The sequence below is a fragment of the Streptomyces sp. NPDC048361 genome (assembly GCF_040651795.1).
GTDB lineage: Bacteria > Actinomycetota > Actinomycetes > Streptomycetales > Streptomycetaceae > Streptomyces.
The window spans coordinates 1-17,509 of record NZ_JBEZKW010000104.1 but is presented as its reverse complement, the minus strand read 5'-3'; the positions used below and the strand labels follow the sequence as shown (position 1 = coordinate 17,509).

Below are 17,509 nucleotides of genomic sequence, written 5' to 3'. Positions count from 1 at the left end.
CCAAACTTTTTCCCTCCCCGCCGCTCTCCCTTTGGGGACCGCGCCTCGGCGAGCGCGCCTTAACCGGGGTGCGATGGTGCGGCCCGTGCTTGGTCCCCCACCTTCGCGAGCCCAATTGCCTTATTGCATACGGCTGTTGGATCACATCCATGGAAGGGAGAGGAACGCGCATGACCGCAAGCGAACGACGCGTCGCGCTGGTGACCGGGGGCTCCCGGGGCATCGGCCGGCACGTGGTGACCCGCCTCGCCGGGGACGGCTACGACGTGGCCTTCTGCTACCAGTCCAACAAGGAGGCCGCCGACACGGTGGCCGCGGAGGCGACCGCCGCAGGCGCCCGGGTCCACGCGGCACAGGTGGACGTGGCCGGGCACGGCGCCGTACGCGACTTCGTACGCGACAGCGAGAAGGCGCTCGGGCCGCTGCACACCGTGGTCTCCTGCGCGGGCATCGTGCGTGACAACCCGCTGGTGATGCTGGCGGAGGCGGACTGGGACGCCGTGCTCCGGGTCAACCTGGACGGCACGTACAACGTCTGCAAGGCGGCGGTCTTCTCGATGATGAAGCGCCGCACCGGCGCGGTGGTCACCCTCTCCTCGGTCGCGGGCGTCTACGGCAACGCCACCCAGACCAACTACTCGGCGACCAAGGCCGGGATCATCGGCTTCACCAAGGCCCTGGCCAAGGAGTCCGGCCGGTACGGAATCCGCGCCAACGCCGTCGCGCCGGGCTTCATCGAGACGGACATGCTCGCGAAACTCACCGACGACCACACCCGCACGATGACGGAGCGCATCCCGCTCGGCCGCTTCGGCCGCCCCGACGAGGTCGCCGACCTGGTGTCCTTCCTCGCCTCCGACCGCGCCGCGTACATCACCGGGCAGGTCTTCGGCGTCGACGGCGGCCTCGTCGTCTGACCGGGCGCCGCTCCGGCCCCGCCCGCCTTCCCCGCACGCCCTTGAGATTCAGGAGTGGAACGCCCATGTCCCCAGCCGCCAAGCCCAAGACGCCGCGGTTCTATTTCAATCTGCGCAGCCCCTACTCCTGGCTCGCCCACCGCGAGGTGCTGAGCAACCACAAGGAACTCGTCGACCAGCTGGAGTGGCTGCCGTTCTTCGAGCCCGACGAGGAGAGCACCCGCGAACTCGCCGAGCGGGGCGGCGCGTTCCCGTACTCGGAGATGTCGCGCGAGAAGAACCGGTACGTCCTCCAGGACGTCGGCCGGCTCACCAAGGCCCGGGGCATCACGGTGACGTGGCCGGTCGACCGCGCCCCGGTGTGGGAGGTCCCGCACCTGGGATATCTGGTCGCGCAGGAGCACGGCCTGGCGCACGAGTACATCACCGCGGTGTACGAGGCCCGGTTCGGCGCGGGGCTCGACATCTGCGACCGGCGGACCATCGCGGACATCGGCGGGCGGCTCGGCATCGACCGCGATCTGATCGCGGACGCGAGCGACGACGCCGATCTGCGCGCCGAGGGCGTGCGGATCCTGATGGACGTGTGCAAGGACGGGGTCTTCGGCGTGCCGTTCTTCGTCCACGGCTACACGCGCTTCTGGGGCCTGGACCGGCTCGACGACTTCGTGAGCCACCTGGCGGCCAAGAAGGCCCCGGCGCTCGCCCTCGTGGAGCCGTCCGGCGCGGTGGGTCTGGGCCGGTCGGTCGAGGACGCGCACGCGGGCGGCTGCGGCTGACCCCACCGCCCGCAACCGGCCGTCCGCCGGCGGACCGTACGGCAGCCCGTCCCGTTCCCTCGTCCGAGGGCCGCGGGGCGGGCTGTCGTCCTTCCCGCCCGGATCCGCCCTCCCCCGCGGCTGACAACCGCCTGACGGTGGACGGACCGGTACCGGAATCTGGATACGATCCTTGCAGCCACGGGTTAAGCGGACTCAACGAACCTAAGGGGAAGCCCACATGACCGGCGCCGTCATCGCCATCGCCATCGTTTTGATCGTCATCGGCGGCATCACGGCGAGCGTGGTCGCGTACTTCAGACTGCAGCGCCACCGCGCGGACGCCGTCGCCATGGCCGAGTACCGCAGGCTCGCCGAGGAGGCCGTCGCCAACCAGGACGTGCTCCTGGGCCAGCTGGCCGAGCTCAACGACCGGGTGAAGTCGGTCGAGAGCCTGCTGCGCAGCGTCGACTGACCGCGCGGCGGGGCTGTCAGCTCCGCGTCAGCGAGCGCCGGAAGCATGAAGGCACGGGCCGTCGGGGTCCGTACCTCCATACGACTCGGATACCGGAGTTCGCGACGTGTCGAATCCTTTTGATGACCAGGACGGAACCTTTCTCGTACTGGTGAACGACGAAGGCCAGCACTCCCTCTGGCCCGCCTTCGCCGAGCAGCCCGCCGGCTGGACGGTGGCGCTCTCCGAAGGCCCCCGCGACGCCGCCCTCACCTATGTCGAGGAGCACTGGAGCGACATGCGCCCGCGCAGCCTGCGCGAGGCCGCCGGAGCACAGGCTTCTTGAGCATCCGTCGGTTCGCCCGCAGGCCGGAGGAACAACAGTGAGCATGGCGATTCAGGCGGAAGGGCTGCGCAAGCGCTACAAGCAGCACGAAGCGCTCAGCGGTGTCGACCTCGCGGTTCCCAGCGGCACGGTGTTCGGTCTGCTGGGCCCCAACGGGGCGGGCAAGACGACCACGGTGCGCACGCTGGCCACCCTCAACGAGCCGGACGGCGGGCGCGCCGAGGTGGCGGGGTTCGACGTGGTGCGCGAGCCGCGCGAGGTGCGGCGGCGGATCGGTCTGGCCGGCCAGTACGCGGCGGTGGACGAGCTCCTCACCGGGCGGGAGAACCTCGTCCTCATCGGCAGGCTGCTCCACCTGGGCGGGCGGGCGGCGCGCGAGCGCGCCACCCGGCTGCTCTCCCGGTTCGACCTCACCGAAGCGGCGGACCGCCCCGCCCACACCTACTCGGGCGGCATGCGCCGCCGGCTCGACCTGGCGGTCTGCCTGGTCACGACGCCGTCGGTGCTCTTCCTCGACGAGCCCACCACAGGTCTCGACCCGGTCAGCAGGATGGCGCTGTGGAACGCGGTCCGCGAGCTCGTGGCGGACGGCGTGACCGTCCTGCTGACCACGCAGTACCTCGACGAGGCGGACGCCCTCGCCGACCGGATCGCCGTCGTCGACTCGGGCCGCGTCATCGCCGAGGGCACCCCGGCCGAACTCAAGCGGAAGGTCGGCGACGAGCGCCTCGAAGTCGAGGTGGCGCGCCCGGACGAGGTGGCCGCCGCGGTCACCGCGCTGCGCCGGATGTCGGCGGACGAACCCAGTGTCGACGCGGAGCGCCGCCTGGTCTCCATCGCGCTCGGCGACGGGATGACGGGCATCGCGAACGCGGCCACCGCACTACGACAGGAGGGCGTGGAGGTGGTCGATTTCGCGCTGCGCAGGCCCACCCTGGACGACGTCTTCGTGACGCTCACCGGCCAGTCGGCCTGAACGGTTTCCTTGCGAACCAGCTTATCAACGGGGGCAGTTATGCAGAGAATTCACTTCACCGCTGCCGATATAGCCAAGACGAGACTCAAGACCACCGCAGGACCCCTCATCGAGACGGCCTTCGCACACGGCCTGCTGGGCAAGGGCGTCCCGCCGGCGTACGCGCGCTGGCGCAAGCAGGTCGCCAAACGGCTGCCGTCCTGGCCGCGGCTGCGGTCGGGGGGCGTCAGCCTCGTCAACGATCCAGAAGCGCTCCTCGATCTGATCGAGCACAACGGGAGCGGAAGCGGGCCGGGCGCCGACACCGCCGACGCGGCCGGCCAGGACGCCCTGGTGGCCCAGTTGTCCGCCTATCGGGAGGCCGCGGGCCTCTCCGAGGTGTGGCAGGCCGCGATCGCGCCGTACTGGGACCACATGGAGGCGTACCTCCAGGTCGAGTGCGAGGCGCGCGGACGGGTGGTGATGGCCGGAGGGATCGGACTGCTCCTGGCCACTCTGCACCCGCGGATCAAGTGGCGCTCGCAGGTCCTGGAGATCCCCGGCGGCCCCGACGAGGACATCCACCTCGACCGGCGCGGCCTGGTCCTGACCCCGTCGGTCTTCCTCAACCACCGGCCGGCCCAGCTCACCGGCAAGCGCAGCGAGGGCGGCGAGCTGGTGCTGGCCTTCGCCGCGCCGCCGGACGTGCAGCGGGCGGCCAACCTGTGGGACGAGCCCGACGACAGCGCCCAGTCCCTCGGCGCGCTGGTCGGCCAGACCCGGGCCGCCGCGCTGCGGGTGCTGCGGGCCACCTGCACGACCAGCCAGCTCGCCCACCGGCTCGGCATCTCGGCGGCCGGCGCGAGCCAGCACACCACGGTGCTGCGCCAGACCGGTCTGATCACCACCCGCCGCATCCGCAACACGGTGCTGCACACGGTGACCCCGCTCGGCCTTGCCCTGCTCGACGGCCTGCCCGCCCGCTCCACCGCGGAGCGGGTGCCCGCGCAGGGCTCGCCGGCCGAGCTGTGGCACCACACCCTGGCCGCCATCCCCCAGCAGACGCGGGTCGCCCAGGCCGCCTGGTGATCTGACCGGCCCCGTTTTCGCGCCTGTCACCTCCGTACGACGAATCCCCCGGCCACCCTTGGGTTGCCGGGGGATTCGTCGTACGGAAGGCCGGTCCGTCACTCCCGCAGGCCGACCATCGTGCCGGGCCGGCTGCGCAGGACGAGCGCGGCGGAGATCAACGTGGTGACGAGCGTCAGGACGAAGGCGGCGGCCACCACCGTGACGAAGATCCACGGGGAGCCGTCCGGGACCGGCGAGCCCAGCACGCTCAGGCTCAGCGGCACCAGGGTCAACACCGCGACCAGCGCCCCCAGGACGAGTCCCGCGACCGCGACCAGGACCGCCTCGACCGTCATCATGCGCAGCACCTGCCGCCGGGTAGCCCCGATGAGACGTTGCAGCATGAACTCGCGGCGCCGCTCGGTGGTCGCCAGGACCTGCGTGTTGATCAGGGCGATCGTCGCGTAGCCGACGACCACACCGAGCACCAGATAGGCCATCCAGGCCTGGGTGTCGTCCTGGCTCTGGTGCACCGCGCTGACGGTGGCACGGGGCAGCACGCTGAGCCCGGGGTGGGCCGGCGCGAGCGCGGACAGGCTCTGGGCGAGCCGGCCGGGGTCGGTGCCCTTGGCGGCGGTCACCGCGATCTGCGGGACCAGGCCCGCGTCGGTGTGCTGGACCAGGAGCGACGCCGGGAGCAGCGCGGTCTCGTATCCGCGACGCGTGTCGATGGTGGCGACCAGTTTGAGGGAGACCTCGGCGCCGTCGCCGAGCCGCATCGGGACCATGTCGCCGAGGTGGAACCCGCCGGTCCGGGAGACCGGCAGGGCGACGCTGTCGCCGTGCAGGGTGGCGAGGCTGCCGGTGGTGGCGCGGAAGGCGGTGGTGGCGGCCACGCCTTCGGCGGTGACGCCCTGCATCGGCATCTCGGTGGGCTCGAAGTCGCCCTCGTCGATCGCGGCCTGCGAGGGCGGAGTCTTGGGCTCCAGGTAGCCGAGGCTGGAGATCTGCGCGGAGGCGGCCCCGACTCCCGGCTGGTTCTTGATGGTGTCCACCATGGACAGCGGGAGGCCACCGGAGACGGAGGTGACCGCGAGGTCGGCCCGCATGTTGTCGTTGAACGCCTCCTCGGCGCCGCTCGACTGGGTGGTCTGGAGGTAGATCAGCGCGGTGGCCAGTCCGGTGGCGAGCATGACGGGCATCACCGCTCCGGCCAACCGCCCGATCCGCGCCTTGGCGTTGAGCGTGGCAAGGCGGCCGGAGAGTCCGGTCAGCGCGCGCAGCGGCGCGCGGAGCACGGCGGTGATCACCTTGGCGAGGCCCGGTCCGAGCAGTCCGAACCCGGCGGTCCACAGCATCGCGGCCGGGGTCGCGGTGCTGCCGGCGGTGGGCCCCGACATGTTCGCGGTGACGAGCGCGAGCGTGGTGCCGCCGCCGAGGAAGAGCAACGCGAAGACGACCCGCGGGACGCTGACCCACTTGCGTTGCAGAGTGGCTTCGGCGAGCGCCTCGGTCGGCCGGGTGCGGGCCGCGCCGCGCGCCGAGATGAAGGCCGCGCCGAGCGCGGTGAGCAGCGCCGCGCCGACGCCGATCACCAGGGGGATCCAGCCGGCGCGGTACGCCAGGGCGTCGGGCACCACGCCGCCGTCGGCGAACGCGGCGAGCAGCCACCGGCCGACGTGCGGGCCGGGGTAGCAGGCGAGGCCGGTGGCGAGGGCCGCGATGAACAGGGTCTCGCCGAGGATCATCCTGCGCAGTTGGCCGGGTGTGGTGCCGATCGCCCGCAGCAGCGCCATCTCGCGCTGGCGCTGCTGGATCGAGAGGCCGGTGGTGCTGGAGACCACGAAGACGGTGACCATCGCGGAGAGCCCGCCGAACACCGAGGCCAGGGTGATCAGTTTGGAGCTGTCGGTGACGATGGAGGGGTTCTCGGCCCAGCCGCGGTGGTCCCCGGTCAGGACTTTGACGGGGCCGGTGCCGGCCGCCTTCTTGATCTCCGACACGATCTGGCCGCGGTCGGCTCCGGCCGCGGTGAGCACGCCGATGTTGTCGAGTTTGCCGGGCCGCCCGGTGAGTTGCCCAGCCTGCTGGTCGGAGAGGAACAGCGCGTCGGACTCGCCGGATCCGGTGGCGAGACCGGAGACCGTGAGCTCCTTCGCGCCGCCGTGGACGAGGAGTTGGATGTGCCGGCCCGGGGTGAGGCCGGCCTTCGCCGCGAGCCTCGCGTCGAGCACGACCTGCCCGGCCCCGGTGGGCGCGGTGCCCGCGGTGAGCCGGTAGGGGGCGAGCCTCGCGGAGGACCAGCCGTGGCCCGAGACCTTGACGGGCGCGGTCGTACCGCCGCCCGGCGCCACGGTGGCGTCGAAAGAGAGGTCCGGCACCGCGTCGGCCACGCCCGGCAGCGCGGCGATGGTGGTGGCCAGGGAGGCGTCGAGGTGGACGCGTTCGGTGAAGACGCTGTCGCCGCCGGTGCCGGGGTGGTCCTGGTCGCCGGTGACCACGATCGGCGCCGCGCCGAGTCGCCCGGGGGGCGCGGCGGCGTGCAGGCCGGTCTCGAAGAGGCCGCCGCAGCCGATCACGATGGCCGCGCCGAAGAACAGCGCGATGAACGAGGCGATGAAACCGCCCTTGTGGAAGCGCAGGGTGCGCAGCGCGATCCTGATCACCGGGGCACCCCGTGTCCGGCGCGGACCGAGGCGGAGTCCTGGCCCCAGGCGCCGAGGTGGGTCATGCGTTCGGCGACCTGGTCGGCGGTGGGCCGGTCGAGGTGGCTGACGAACTGCCCGTCGGCGAGGAAGAGCACGCGGTCGGCGTGGGAGGCGGCGACCGGGTCGTGGGTGACCATCACCATGGTCTGGCCGGCCTCGCGGACCGCCTCGCGCAGCAGCATCAGCACTTCGCGGGCGGCGTAGGTGTCGAGGGCGCCGGTCGGTTCGTCACCGAAGATGACGGCGGGTTTGGTGATCAGGGCGCGGGCGATGGCGACGCGCTGCTGCTGGCCGCCGGAGAGCTCGCCCGGCCGGCTGTTCCGCTTGTCCGCGAGGCCGACGCGTTCGAGGACCTCGTGCACGGCGGCCTTCTTGGGCCGGTGGCCGGCGAGCCGCAGCGGCAGCGCGACGTTGTCGACCACGGTGAGGGCGGGCAGCAGGTTGAACGCCTGGAAGATGAAGCCGATCCGCTCGCGGCGCAGCGTGGTCAGCTCGCGCTCCTTGAGCGGTGAGAGGTCCACTCCGTCGAGCAGGACCGTCCCCGAGGTGGGCCGGTCGAGTCCGGCGGCGCAGTGCAGGAACGTGGACTTGCCGGAGCCGGAGGGCCCCATCACCGCGGTGAAGGTGCCGCGCGGCAGGCCCAGGGTCACCCCGTCGAGGGCGGCGACCTGGTTCTTGGACCCGCCGTAGACCTTGCGTACGGATTCGAGTCGTACGACGTCGTGGTGGTGCTGCGGATTCGGCGTCCCCGTCATGAGCTGTGTCCTTCGCTGAGGGTGCGCCCGGTCGTCGGGCGGGTCGATACGAGCGCCAGAGGGCCGGGCTCGATGAGGATGGCCTTGGCCCGCGCCAGGGGGTCGGGCGGCGGGCGCAGCAGCCGGTGGGCGACGGTGAGGTGGAGTCGGGCCGCCGCGATCACCAGATGGCTTGCGTACAGGGCGACGGCGAGGCAGAGGACCGCCACGAGCAGGGCGGCGGGCAAGGTGTCGATCCACACGCCGGCGCCGCCGTTCTTGGGTCCGCCCACCCACAGGCCCATGGGGTGGCTCCCGTCGGCGCGCTGGGAGTGGGCGGTCCAGAACCACAGCGGCAGTGAGACGCCGAGGAGCAGCCCGAGCCACACCACGAGCGCGAGGGCGTCGAGCAGCAGCAGGAAGGGGAAGAGCAGCACCAGGCAGGCGATGTCGCGGAAGGTGACCGGGTCGCCGCAGCGCGCCTTGAACTGCCCGACGAGGCCCGGCTTGTCGGCCTCCCGGTAGGCGTACGGCACGGGCTCGTCCACGAGCAGCGCGCGGCCGCGTTCGACCTGGGCGCAGCAGCGGACGACCCACGCCGAGCCGACGGTCAGCGCCACGGTGACGGTGAGCTGCATGAAGACGGCGCCGAGCACGACGGCGGTGGCCGCGATCGCGAACAGGACGGGGCCCGTCACCAGATAGCTGGCCAGGTATCCCGTGGCGTGCCAGGGCGCGGGGGAGAGGAACGTTCGCAGGGGGTTGCGCCGCAGCGGAAGCCGGCGGCCGGCCCTGATCGCGATCATCCGACGCTCCGCAAAAGGTTCTCGATCGACTTCATCCGCTCGTCGAGCGCGCCGAGCTGGGTGCGGAGCGCCTCCTGGACCGCGGGAAACTCCTCGGCCAGTTTGCGGAACTCGGCCATGGCGACCGCGTCGGCGCGATGGCGCAGCAGCCGGAAGTAGGCGACCACGCTCCCCGTGATCCCGCCCACGACGAGCAGGGTGATGGTGATGGTGATGACGGCGCCGGTCATGCGGCGGTCCCCTTCTTCATGGTGGCGGGCCCTTCGGTGTCCTGGGCGACGGCCCCGACGATCGTGGCCAGATCGATGTGCAGGTCGAACGGCGCCAGCTCGAAGTACTTCAACGCCTTGCCGTCCGCGGAGAGTTCGAGGTTGCTCACGACCAGTTCGGCTTTTTCCAGCCGTTCCAGGTGCATGTGGAGCAGCGGCCGCGACATCTCCAGGCGGCGGGCCAGCTCGCTGACGTACAGCCTGCCGTCGGCGAGCTCGGCCATGGCGCGCAGCCGGTGCCGGTGCCCCACCGCGGCGAGAACTGCCAGCAGATCGTCGCTCGTCATGACTCACCTCTCCCGGTATCCCGAAGCCTGTAAGCTGAGACTTACACATGACGATGCATGCGGTCAAGGGAAAGCCCCAGCAGACCGGTGCCGGCCGGTTCCGGAGCGGCGGTGGGCCTCAACTCCCCTTCCCCGTACGGCAGAAGGGGCGCCGGCGCGAATGCGCGAAGGCCCGACCCCCGGGGAAGGGGCGGACCTGTGGCGCTGTGCCGTGGGGGAAGGGCCAGGGGGTGTCTGACGGATCAGGGCCGGTCAGTCACCCTCTGGGTCAGAGCCGGGACCAGGACCGGAACTGACGCAGCCCGTAGAGGAGCGGGGGGAGCTCGTGGTGCTGGGTGAGCAGGCGGGCCTCGCCGAAGACGGTGACGTGGTCGCCCGTGCGGTGCACGGCGGACACATCGCAGTCGGCGACGGTGTGCGCGTCACGCACCAGGTGCGGGCCGCCGGCGTCCGTCTCCTGCTCCCAGGGGACCAGGTGGAACCGCTCGGGGTTGCCGGAGGCGAACAGCTCTGCCGTGTCCTGGGCGCCTTCGTGCAGCAGGTTCACCGCGAAGGTGCCCCGCTCCAGGATGGCTTCCAGGGTCGGGCTGCCGTGACGCAGACAGACCAGGAGCGTCGGGGGGCTGAGCGTGACGCTGCACACCGAGGAGCACGTCATGCCCCGCGGCGCCCCGTCGTGCCCGGTGGTGGTGACCACGCCGACGCCGGTCGGGAAACCACTCATCATGGCGCGGAAGCGATCGGGCGTCGCCGGGTCGGCCAACGCTTCGACGTTGAGGGCGCGTTCGGTCATCGGACACTGCTTTCTGTCGCTACGGCAAACGCCCCGGTCGTGAGGCGGCTCTCTCCCCGGTCGAGGAGATTCAGGAGCGGTCCCGTCATGGCCGTCGTCGTCAGCGCCATCACGATCAGCGCCAGGACCACCGGCCCCGTCAGGATTCCGGCGCTGAGGCCGGCCTGGAGGGCGATGAGTTCGGTGAGGCCGCGGGTGTTCATGAGGACGGCGATCCGGCGCGCCGTGCCCCGGGGCCGGCCGCTCCAGCGGGCCCCCAGATAGCCGCCGATCCCCTTGCCCAGGCAGCCGAGGACCACGGCCGAAGCGAGCAGCAGCCAGGACGTGTCGGCGAAGGAACCGGTGAGCACGGTGACGCCGGTGACCACGAAGAAGGCGGGTGCCAGTGCTGCGCCCAGCCGCGACACGGTGGTCACCGCGCGCTCCCAGGGGGCGTCCTCGCCGCCCGGGATCGCCATGCCGACCAGCGCGGCGCCGAGGATCGCGGTCATCCCCAGGTGTTCCATGGCGAGCGCCACGGCCAGGGCCGTCGCGCCCAGGAGCACCGCCGCGGTACGCGGCATCCGTACGCAGCCGTTCCGGGCGAGCCGGGTGCGCAGCCCGTACCGGACGGCCAGCGCGCACACCCCGCCGAACGCGAGCGCGCGCAGCGAGTGCAGGACACCGTCGAGGCTGCCCTTGCCGAGGCTGATGGCGAGCGTCAGCAGCAGCCAGCCCACCGCGTCGATCACGATGGCCGCGGCGAGCGCGGTCTGTCCTGCGGGCGTCCCGGTCCTGCCCCGGTCCGCGAGGATCCGGGCCATGACGGGGACGGCGGTGATGGACATCGACACCGCCACCACCAGCACGAAGGCGGGGAGCGGGGCGCTGCCGCGCGCCGCGGTGTCGTCGCCGACCACGACCAGGCCGGCCAGGGCGAGCCCGGTGAGCAGCGGCACCGCCAGCGCGCCGACCGCCACCCGCAGGGTGGAGCCGCGCGGCGCCTTCCCGGAGGCCGCGCCCAGCTTGTGGGCGAGGCCGACCAGGAACAGGACGAGTCCGGCCTGCGACACCACCTTGAGCACGTCGAACACGGAGGCCGGAAGCACCGCGTCGAGGGCGGGCCGTCCGAAGAGGGCGATCACGGCGGGTCCGCAGAGCAGACCCACCACGATCTCCCCGATCACCTCGGGCTGACGCAGCGTCCTGGCGAGGGCCCGGCCCGCCAGGGCGATGAGCAGGATGACGGCGAGCGCCACTGTGACGTGGGCGATGCGCGGCGCTTCGCCGATGAACCTTCCCAGCGTTTCCATGGCTCGGCCCGTCGCCCGCTCAGTGGTGCTGCGCGAAGTACTCGTACGCCTTGGGGAGCGTCTCGGTCAGCCGGCGGGTCTTCTCGCGGATCTCGGCGAACTCCCGCTCCGCCGCGCCCGGGTCGGAGAGCGCGAGCGCGGGGGACGGCTTCATTTCGATGCCTCCCATACCGAGCAGGACGCACATGTACGAATAGGCGGGCAGGCCGTGGTAATAGGGGAAGATGCTCTCGGAGTCCGGGACCTGGGTCTTCCACATCTCCAGCCGCTCGGCGAGCGCGTCGGGAACGGCCCGGGTCTTGGTGTCCTTCCAGTACTGCGTGTCCTGGCGCTTTGCCGAGACATAGTGCAGAACCAGGAATTCGCGAATGCCGTCCATGACGTGGGCGACGGAACGGTTGTAGAGCGTGCGCTGGTTCGGGTTCCAGTCCTCGTTCGGGAAGTTCTTGGCGATCTGCTCGATGGCATGGTGGATGAAGAAGATGCCGGTGGATTCCAGCGGCTCGACGAATCCACTGGAAAGGCCGACGGCCACGCAGTTGTTGACCCAGGAATTGCGGCTGCGGCCGATGCGCATATTGATGTGGTTGGCGTTGACGTCCGCCGCGGCGGGACCGACGAACTCGCGCAGGGTGCGCTCGGCGTCCTCGGGCGAGAGGTAGTCCTTGGCGTAGACGTACCCGGTGCCGACCCGGCCCATCAGCGGGATCGTCCAGATCCAGCCGGCGTCCTGGGCGGTGGCGGTGGTGCACGGCAGGATGCCGCGCTTCTCCATGTCCATCGGGACCTGGAGGGCGACCGCGCTGTCGTTGGGCAGCGTGTCCTTGTAGGAGATGAACGGCTCGTCGAGCGCCTTGTTGATGAGCAGCGCGCGGAAGCCGGTGCAGTCGATGTACAGATCGCCGGTGATGTCGCCGTGGTCGGCGGTGGTGACGCCGCTGATCCAGCCGCGGTCGTCCAGGTTGACCTGCTTGACGTCGTCGACGATGTGCTTGACGCCGCGCTCCACCGAATACTTCGTGAGGTACTTGGCGAGCAGCGCCGCCTCGAACTGGTAGGCGTACGGGAACTGGGTCTTGCCCTGGTGCTCGGACATGGTCAGGCCCTGCATCTCGTCCGCGCCCTCGTCGAAGGGCTGGTCGATGAGGGTGCCGTCCAGGCGCCGCGGGCTGAGCCCGGCGTCGATGACCGAGGGCATCACGAAGCAGTCCTTGTCGAACCGGTCCGTCGGGCCCTGCTGGAGCCACCAGTCGGTGAGCGGGAAGCCGTTGACCGACCGCATCTGCTCGAACGGGTGGTAGAAGTAGTGGCCCTTCTCGCGCCAGTTCTCGAACCGCACCGCGAGCTTGTACGTCGCGTTGCAGGCCGGCATCCAGTCCTTCTCCTTGAGTCCGAGGAACTCGAAGAAGTGGCGGATGTCGCTGAAGGTGGCCTCGCCGACGCCGACCGCGCCGACATGCCCCGACTCCACGAGCGTGATGTCCATGCGTTCCCCGAACGCGGCCTTGAGGTACGAGGCCGTCATCCATCCTGCGGTACCGCCACCCACGATCACGACTTTGTTGAGCACTGGTGACTCCCCTGTTCGGTAGCTCGATGAGTTCCGGGCAGTGGCTCCGGCCCCTGGAGTGAATGTGCTGGGTGGCGCCACCGGGAAAGGACACTACGGCCGGGTCAAATCGGCGCACAGATCCTTAAGTGATGACCGAAAAGCGCAGGTGGGGCCGGTTAGAACGCCAGTTGGCGGCGGCGCGGCGGGGTGCCGGCGGGACGTCAGCCCTGTGTCAGTGCCGATGACGAGCATGAAACGCGGGGTTACCGGGTGGGAATAGCTCCGCCCGCCCGCTGCAATGGAGAGTTGGATGACAAAGGAAGAACTTGTCCCACCGTTCGCCGTGATCCCTGGCTCGCAGGTCCACAGCATTCTCACCGGTCATGAGCAGCGCACCATTGATCTGGTGGAGGCCGCCTACCGGGTGCACGGCGAGGGCGACACGGTCAACCCACCGTCGTATTTCCTGCGCTTTCCGGACCGCCCCTCCTCCCGGATCATCGCGCTGCCCGCCTCCATCGGGGGCGAGACCCGGGTCGACGGGCTGAAGTGGATCTCCAGCTTCCCGGAGAACGTGGCCGCGGGCATCCCCCGCGCCTCCGCGGTACTCGTGCTCAACGACCATGACACGGGGTATCCCCTGGCGTGCCTGGAGAGCTCCATCATCAGCGCCGCGCGCACGGCGGCCTCGGCGGCGCTCGGCGCCGACCTGCTCTCCCGGGCCCCGGGACGCACCCGGCCCCGGCGGGTCGGGTTCATCGGTACGGGATTCATCGCGCGCCACATCCACACCTATCTCGCGGGGGCCGGCTGGTCCTTCGACGAGGTGGGGGTGCACGACCTGTCCGCCGCGTACGCGGGCGGCTTCCGCTCCTACCTGGAGGGGTCCGGCGAGAGCGGGCGGATCACCGTGCACGACAGCGCCGAGGAGCTGATCCGCTCCTCGGACCTGGTGGTCTTCGCGACCGTCGCGTCCGCTCCGCACGTCCACGACCCCGACTGGTTCACGCACAACCCGGTGGTCCTGAACATCTCGCTGCGCGACCTGGCGCCCGAGGTGCTGCTCGCCTCGGCCAACGTGGTCGACGACATCGAGCACTGCCTGAAGGCCGACACCTCCCCGCACCTGACCGAACAGCTCACCGGAACAAGGGAGTTCATCGACGGCACGCTCGCCGAGGTGATGGCGGGGAAGGTGGAGATCCCGGCGGACCGGCCGGTGGTGTTCTCGCCGTTCGGGCTCGGGGTCCTGGACCTCGCGGTCGGCAAGTTCGTGTACGACGAGGTGCTCGCACGGGGCGAACTCCATGTGATCGAGGGCTTCTTCCACGAGGTGGACCGGTACGGCGGCGCCGGCGCGTCCCGTGGCCGTTCCTGAGGCGAGGGGGCCCAAGTGCCGGTGATCTCCGTACCGGAGGACTTCCACACGGAGGATCTCTATGTGGACCTGCGGTCCGTCCTGGACGCTCCGCTGTACCTGAAGTGCGAAGGCTTCAACTTCGCCGGGTCGATCAAACTCAAGGCGGCGCGGTCGATGATCGCGGACGCCGAGCGCAAGGGGCTCCTCACACGGGACTCGGTGATCGTCGAGTCGTCGTCGGGGAACCTCGGGGTCGCCCTGAGCATGATCGCGGCGAGCCGGGGCTACTCGTTCCTGTGCGTCACGGACACCCGCTGCAACCTCAACACCAGACGGTTGATGGAAGCGATGGGTGCCCAGGTGCACACCATCACCGAGCCCGATCCCGAGAGCGGGTTCCTCGGTGCCAGACTCGACTACGTACGCACGCTCTGCGCATCGGACAGCCGCCATGTGTGGCTCAACCAGTACGCCAACCCGTGCAACTGGCAGGCGCACTACCGCAGTACGGCGCCGGCCATCGCCGAACGCTTCCCGGATCTCGACGTGCTCTTCGTCGGGGCGGGCACCACCGGGACGCTGATGGGCTGCGCCCGCTACTTCAAGGATTCGGGTCTGCCGGTCACCGTGGTCGCCGTCGACTCGGTCGGCTCGGTCACCTTCGGCGGGCCCGCCTCACCCCGGATGATCCCGGGCCTCGGCTCCGGCGTACCGCCGCAGCTGCTCGACACGTCGTTCGTGGACGACGTGGTGCATGTCCCGGAGATCGACACGATCCGGGTGGCCCACCGGCTCGCCGCGGGCGGCTTCCTCTTCGGGGGCTCCACCGGCAGCGTCATCTCCGGCGCGATCGGCTGGCTGGCGGAGAACCGGGACGGCAGACCCTGCACGGCCGTGGCCGTCTCACCGGATCTGGGCGAGCGCTATCTCGACTCGATCTACCAGAGCAACTGGGTGAGCGAGCTCTACGGGGCGCACGCCCTGAACTTCAGCCCCGCCCAGGCGCACGGCTGACGCTGTATCACTTCCCCTTTCCCGGAGCGGCCTTGGCGGCCCCCGTGACCCGCACCGCGGGTGACGGGGGCCGCCGCGCGTGCGTCCGGTCCCCGCCGTGACGCCGCCGCGGGGGTCGCCCGCGAACATCACCCCGCCAGGGTTGACGGCCCGCAACGTCACATGTAATTCTCCACTTACACCCGTTGGTCGACAGTGACTGCAGTGCAGGATTCGGGCGGTGGCGACCTCGAAGGAGCTGGGTTCAGTGAAGAAGCAGCCAATCACCGTAAGGGTGGCGAGCTGGAGTGCCCTGCACCCAGGGCGGGCCATCATCGGCTGGTTCGTCTTCGTCGCCCTGTGCCTCATCATCGGCGGTGCCGTCGGTACGGTCGACGCCGGGGACAAGGACTACTGGGTGGGAGAGGCCGGCCACGCCGAGTCGATCGCCACCGAGGGCGATCTCCAGCACAGGTCCGCCGAGCGGATCATGATCACCGACCCGTCCGGCGCGGCGCCCGGAGCGGCCGCGCAGAGCGCCGCGCAGGACATCGCGGCCCGGATGAAGCAGCTCCCCGAGGTCGGCCAGGTCGCCGCCCCGGTCCGCTCGGCCGACGGCGGGATGCTCATGGTCGAAGTGACCATGAAGGGCCTGCGCCTTGAGGCCCAGCAGCACATCCAGCCGCTGCTCGACCAGACGGCCGAGGTGCAGAAGAAGCACCCGGACGTAAAGGTCGAGGAGTCCGGTGACGCCTCGGTCGAGAGGGGCCTGGACACGTCCCGCGACGACGACCTCGCGGCATCGGAGAAGATCACCTTTCCGATCACCCTGATCACCCTGCTGGTGGTGTTCGGTTCGCTGATCATGGTCGGGGTGCCACTGCTGCTCGCGGTCTCCTCGATCGGCGCCGCGATGGGCCTGTCCCAGCTGATCTCGCACCTGGTGCCCGACGCGGGAGTCGGAAAGAGCGTCATCCTGCTGATCGGCATGGCCGTCGGCGTCGACTACACGCTCTTCTACCTCAAGCGGGAACGCGAGGAACGGGCCCTGGCCGGCGGCCGGTTGAGCCCCGAGGCGCTGGTCGGCATCGCGGCCGCCACATCGGGCCGGGCGATCGCGGTCTCCGGTCTCGCCGTGGCCCTGTCCACCGCCACCCTCTTCCTCGCCACCGACATCGTCTTCACCTCGCTCGCGGTCGCCACCATCGTGGTGGTCCTGGTCGCGGTCCTCAGCTCCATGACGGCGCTGCCCGCCCTGCTGGTCGTGATCGGCCGGCGCCTGGACCGCAAGAGCGCCCGCGCCGTGACGAAGGGCAAGCGGCCCAAGCACCACAAGAACGAGGGGACGGGCCGGATGTGGTCCGCGCTCCTGAAGCCCGCACGGACCCGGCCCGCGGCCACCCTGCTGATCTCGGTGCTCGTCATGGCCGGCCTCGCGGCCCCCGCGTTCGGCATGCACCTGCGGGTCCTGAACCTGGCCACCCAGTCCCGGCAGATCCCGGAGCTGAAGACCTACGACCGTCTCAACGAAGCCTTCCCCGACCTGCTGGCCGAGCACTGGGTGATGGTGCGCGACAACGACCCCGGTGAGAAGACCCGGGTGCAGTCGGCCCTCAAAGAGCTGGCCGCCAAGGCGCAGGCCGACCCGATGTTCTCCAAGAAGCCGCCCGGGCTGCAGACCACACCCGACGGCCGGATCAGCGTCATGACCCTGTCCGTCCCGTACGACCTGAGCTCGTCCCAGGCGCACGACTCACTGAAGGAGCTGCGCCAGACCTATCTGCCGGACACACTCGGCAAGGTGCCGGGCGCCGACTTCGGGGTCAGCGGTCCGGTCGCCCAGGACGCGGACTATCTCGCCCACCAGAACGACAAGTTGCCCATCGTCGTCGGGTTCCTGCTCCTGCTGACCTTCATCCTGACGCTGTGCGTCTTCGGCTCGGCGACCATCGCCGCGCTCGGCGTGCTGCTCAACCTGCTCTCCGTCGGCGCCTCGTTCGGTCTGGTCGTCGTCTTCTTCCAATGGGGCCTGGCCTCCACGGTGTTCGGCTTCGAGGACAGCGCCACCCATGCGATCGGCTCGCGTGTGCCGCTCTTCCTCTTCGTGATCCTGTTCGGCCTCTCGATGGACTACCAGGTCTTCGTGGTCAGCCGGATCAAGGAGGCCGCGATGAACGGCGTGCCCACCCGGCAGGCGGTCATCGACGGCATCGG

At 70.5% G+C, this 17,509-nt stretch carries 17 protein-coding genes; 9 read left to right on the top strand and 8 right to left on the bottom strand.

Features of this window, described 5'->3' with window-relative positions:
- The first annotated feature begins 170 nt into the window (after positions 1–170).
- The 6 genes from fabG to AB0D31_RS33570 all read left to right on the top strand — a co-directional run bounded on the left by fabG (position 171) and on the right by AB0D31_RS33570 (position 4,519).
- Positions 171–917, top strand: coding sequence for a 3-oxoacyl-ACP reductase FabG (gene fabG, locus AB0D31_RS33595; RefSeq protein WP_362730384.1), 747 nt, complete (start codon positions 171–173; stop codon positions 915–917).
- 65 nt (positions 918–982) lie between these two features.
- Positions 983–1,696, top strand: a complete 714-nt coding sequence (locus AB0D31_RS33590) for a DsbA family protein (RefSeq protein ID WP_362730381.1) — start codon at positions 983–985, stop codon at positions 1,694–1,696.
- A 220-nt stretch (positions 1,697–1,916) separates the two neighbouring features.
- Positions 1,917–2,150 carry a hypothetical protein gene (locus AB0D31_RS33585; RefSeq protein WP_362730378.1) on the top strand — a complete coding sequence of 78 codons (234 nt, stop codon included), beginning with the start codon at positions 1,917–1,919 and terminating at the stop codon, positions 2,148–2,150.
- Positions 2,151–2,256: 106 nt separating this feature from the next.
- Positions 2,257–2,475 (top strand): MbtH family protein, encoded by a 219-nt coding sequence (locus tag AB0D31_RS33580; protein ID WP_362730375.1) that lies wholly within the window; start codon positions 2,257–2,259, stop codon positions 2,473–2,475.
- Between the two features lie 43 nt (positions 2,476–2,518).
- Complete coding sequence (locus AB0D31_RS33575; protein WP_362730372.1) at positions 2,519–3,451, top strand: ATP-binding cassette domain-containing protein; 933 nt, start codon at positions 2,519–2,521, stop codon at positions 3,449–3,451.
- Between the two features lie 39 nt (positions 3,452–3,490).
- Positions 3,491–4,519, top strand: coding sequence for a winged helix-turn-helix domain-containing protein (locus AB0D31_RS33570; protein WP_362730369.1), 1,029 nt, complete (start codon positions 3,491–3,493; stop codon positions 4,517–4,519).
- A gap of 98 nt (positions 4,520–4,617) precedes the next feature.
- Here the strand turns inward: AB0D31_RS33570 and AB0D31_RS33565 are convergent, their stop codons facing one another.
- From AB0D31_RS33565 to AB0D31_RS33530, 8 genes are all read right to left on the bottom strand, one after another.
- Positions 4,618–7,167, bottom strand: a complete 2,550-nt coding sequence (locus AB0D31_RS33565) for an FtsX-like permease family protein (protein ID WP_362730366.1) — start codon at positions 7,165–7,167, stop codon at positions 4,618–4,620.
- Complete coding sequence (locus tag AB0D31_RS33560) at positions 7,164–7,964, bottom strand: ABC transporter ATP-binding protein (RefSeq protein ID WP_362730363.1); 801 nt, start codon at positions 7,962–7,964, stop codon at positions 7,164–7,166. The genes AB0D31_RS33565 and AB0D31_RS33560 overlap by 4 nt, the downstream gene beginning before the upstream one ends.
- Positions 7,961–8,749, bottom strand: coding sequence for a sensor domain-containing protein (locus AB0D31_RS33555; RefSeq protein WP_362730360.1), 789 nt, complete (start codon positions 8,747–8,749; stop codon positions 7,961–7,963). Before AB0D31_RS33555 ends, AB0D31_RS33560 begins: the two co-directional genes overlap by 4 nt.
- The gene (locus AB0D31_RS33550; protein WP_362730357.1) at positions 8,746–8,979 is read right to left on the bottom strand and encodes a hypothetical protein; all 234 of its coding nucleotides are present in this window, start codon (positions 8,977–8,979) and stop codon (positions 8,746–8,748) included. Before AB0D31_RS33550 ends, AB0D31_RS33555 begins: the two co-directional genes overlap by 4 nt.
- Complete coding sequence (locus AB0D31_RS33545) at positions 8,976–9,305, bottom strand: winged helix-turn-helix domain-containing protein (protein WP_362730354.1); 330 nt, start codon at positions 9,303–9,305, stop codon at positions 8,976–8,978. Before AB0D31_RS33545 ends, AB0D31_RS33550 begins: the two co-directional genes overlap by 4 nt.
- A 268-nt stretch (positions 9,306–9,573) precedes the next feature.
- A complete protein-coding gene (locus tag AB0D31_RS33540) occupies positions 9,574–10,098 on the bottom strand; it encodes a flavin reductase family protein (RefSeq protein ID WP_362730351.1) in 525 nt (174 codons plus the stop codon).
- Complete coding sequence (locus AB0D31_RS33535) at positions 10,095–11,390, bottom strand: cation:proton antiporter (RefSeq protein ID WP_362730348.1); 1,296 nt, start codon at positions 11,388–11,390, stop codon at positions 10,095–10,097. Before AB0D31_RS33535 ends, AB0D31_RS33540 begins: the two co-directional genes overlap by 4 nt.
- Positions 11,391–11,409: 19 nt before the next feature.
- Positions 11,410–12,960 carry a tryptophan halogenase family protein gene (locus AB0D31_RS33530; protein WP_362730345.1) on the bottom strand — a complete coding sequence of 517 codons (1,551 nt, stop codon included), beginning with the start codon at positions 12,958–12,960 and terminating at the stop codon, positions 11,410–11,412.
- 292 nt (positions 12,961–13,252) lie between these two features.
- Between AB0D31_RS33530 and sbnB the strand changes: the two genes are divergently transcribed.
- The 3 genes from sbnB to AB0D31_RS33515 form a co-directional block, all read left to right on the top strand.
- Entirely contained in the window at positions 13,253–14,320 is a 1,068-nt protein-coding gene (gene sbnB / locus AB0D31_RS33525; RefSeq protein ID WP_362730342.1) for a 2,3-diaminopropionate biosynthesis protein SbnB, read from the top strand.
- 15 nt (positions 14,321–14,335) lie between these two features.
- Positions 14,336–15,316: a 2,3-diaminopropionate biosynthesis protein SbnA gene (gene sbnA / locus AB0D31_RS33520; RefSeq protein WP_362730339.1), complete on the top strand. Its 981-nt coding sequence runs from the start codon at positions 14,336–14,338 to the stop codon at positions 15,314–15,316.
- Positions 15,317–15,563: 247 nt separating this feature from the next.
- A partial coding sequence (locus AB0D31_RS33515) for an MMPL family transporter (RefSeq protein ID WP_362730336.1) occupies positions 15,564–17,509 on the top strand: 1,946 nt, incomplete at its 3' end.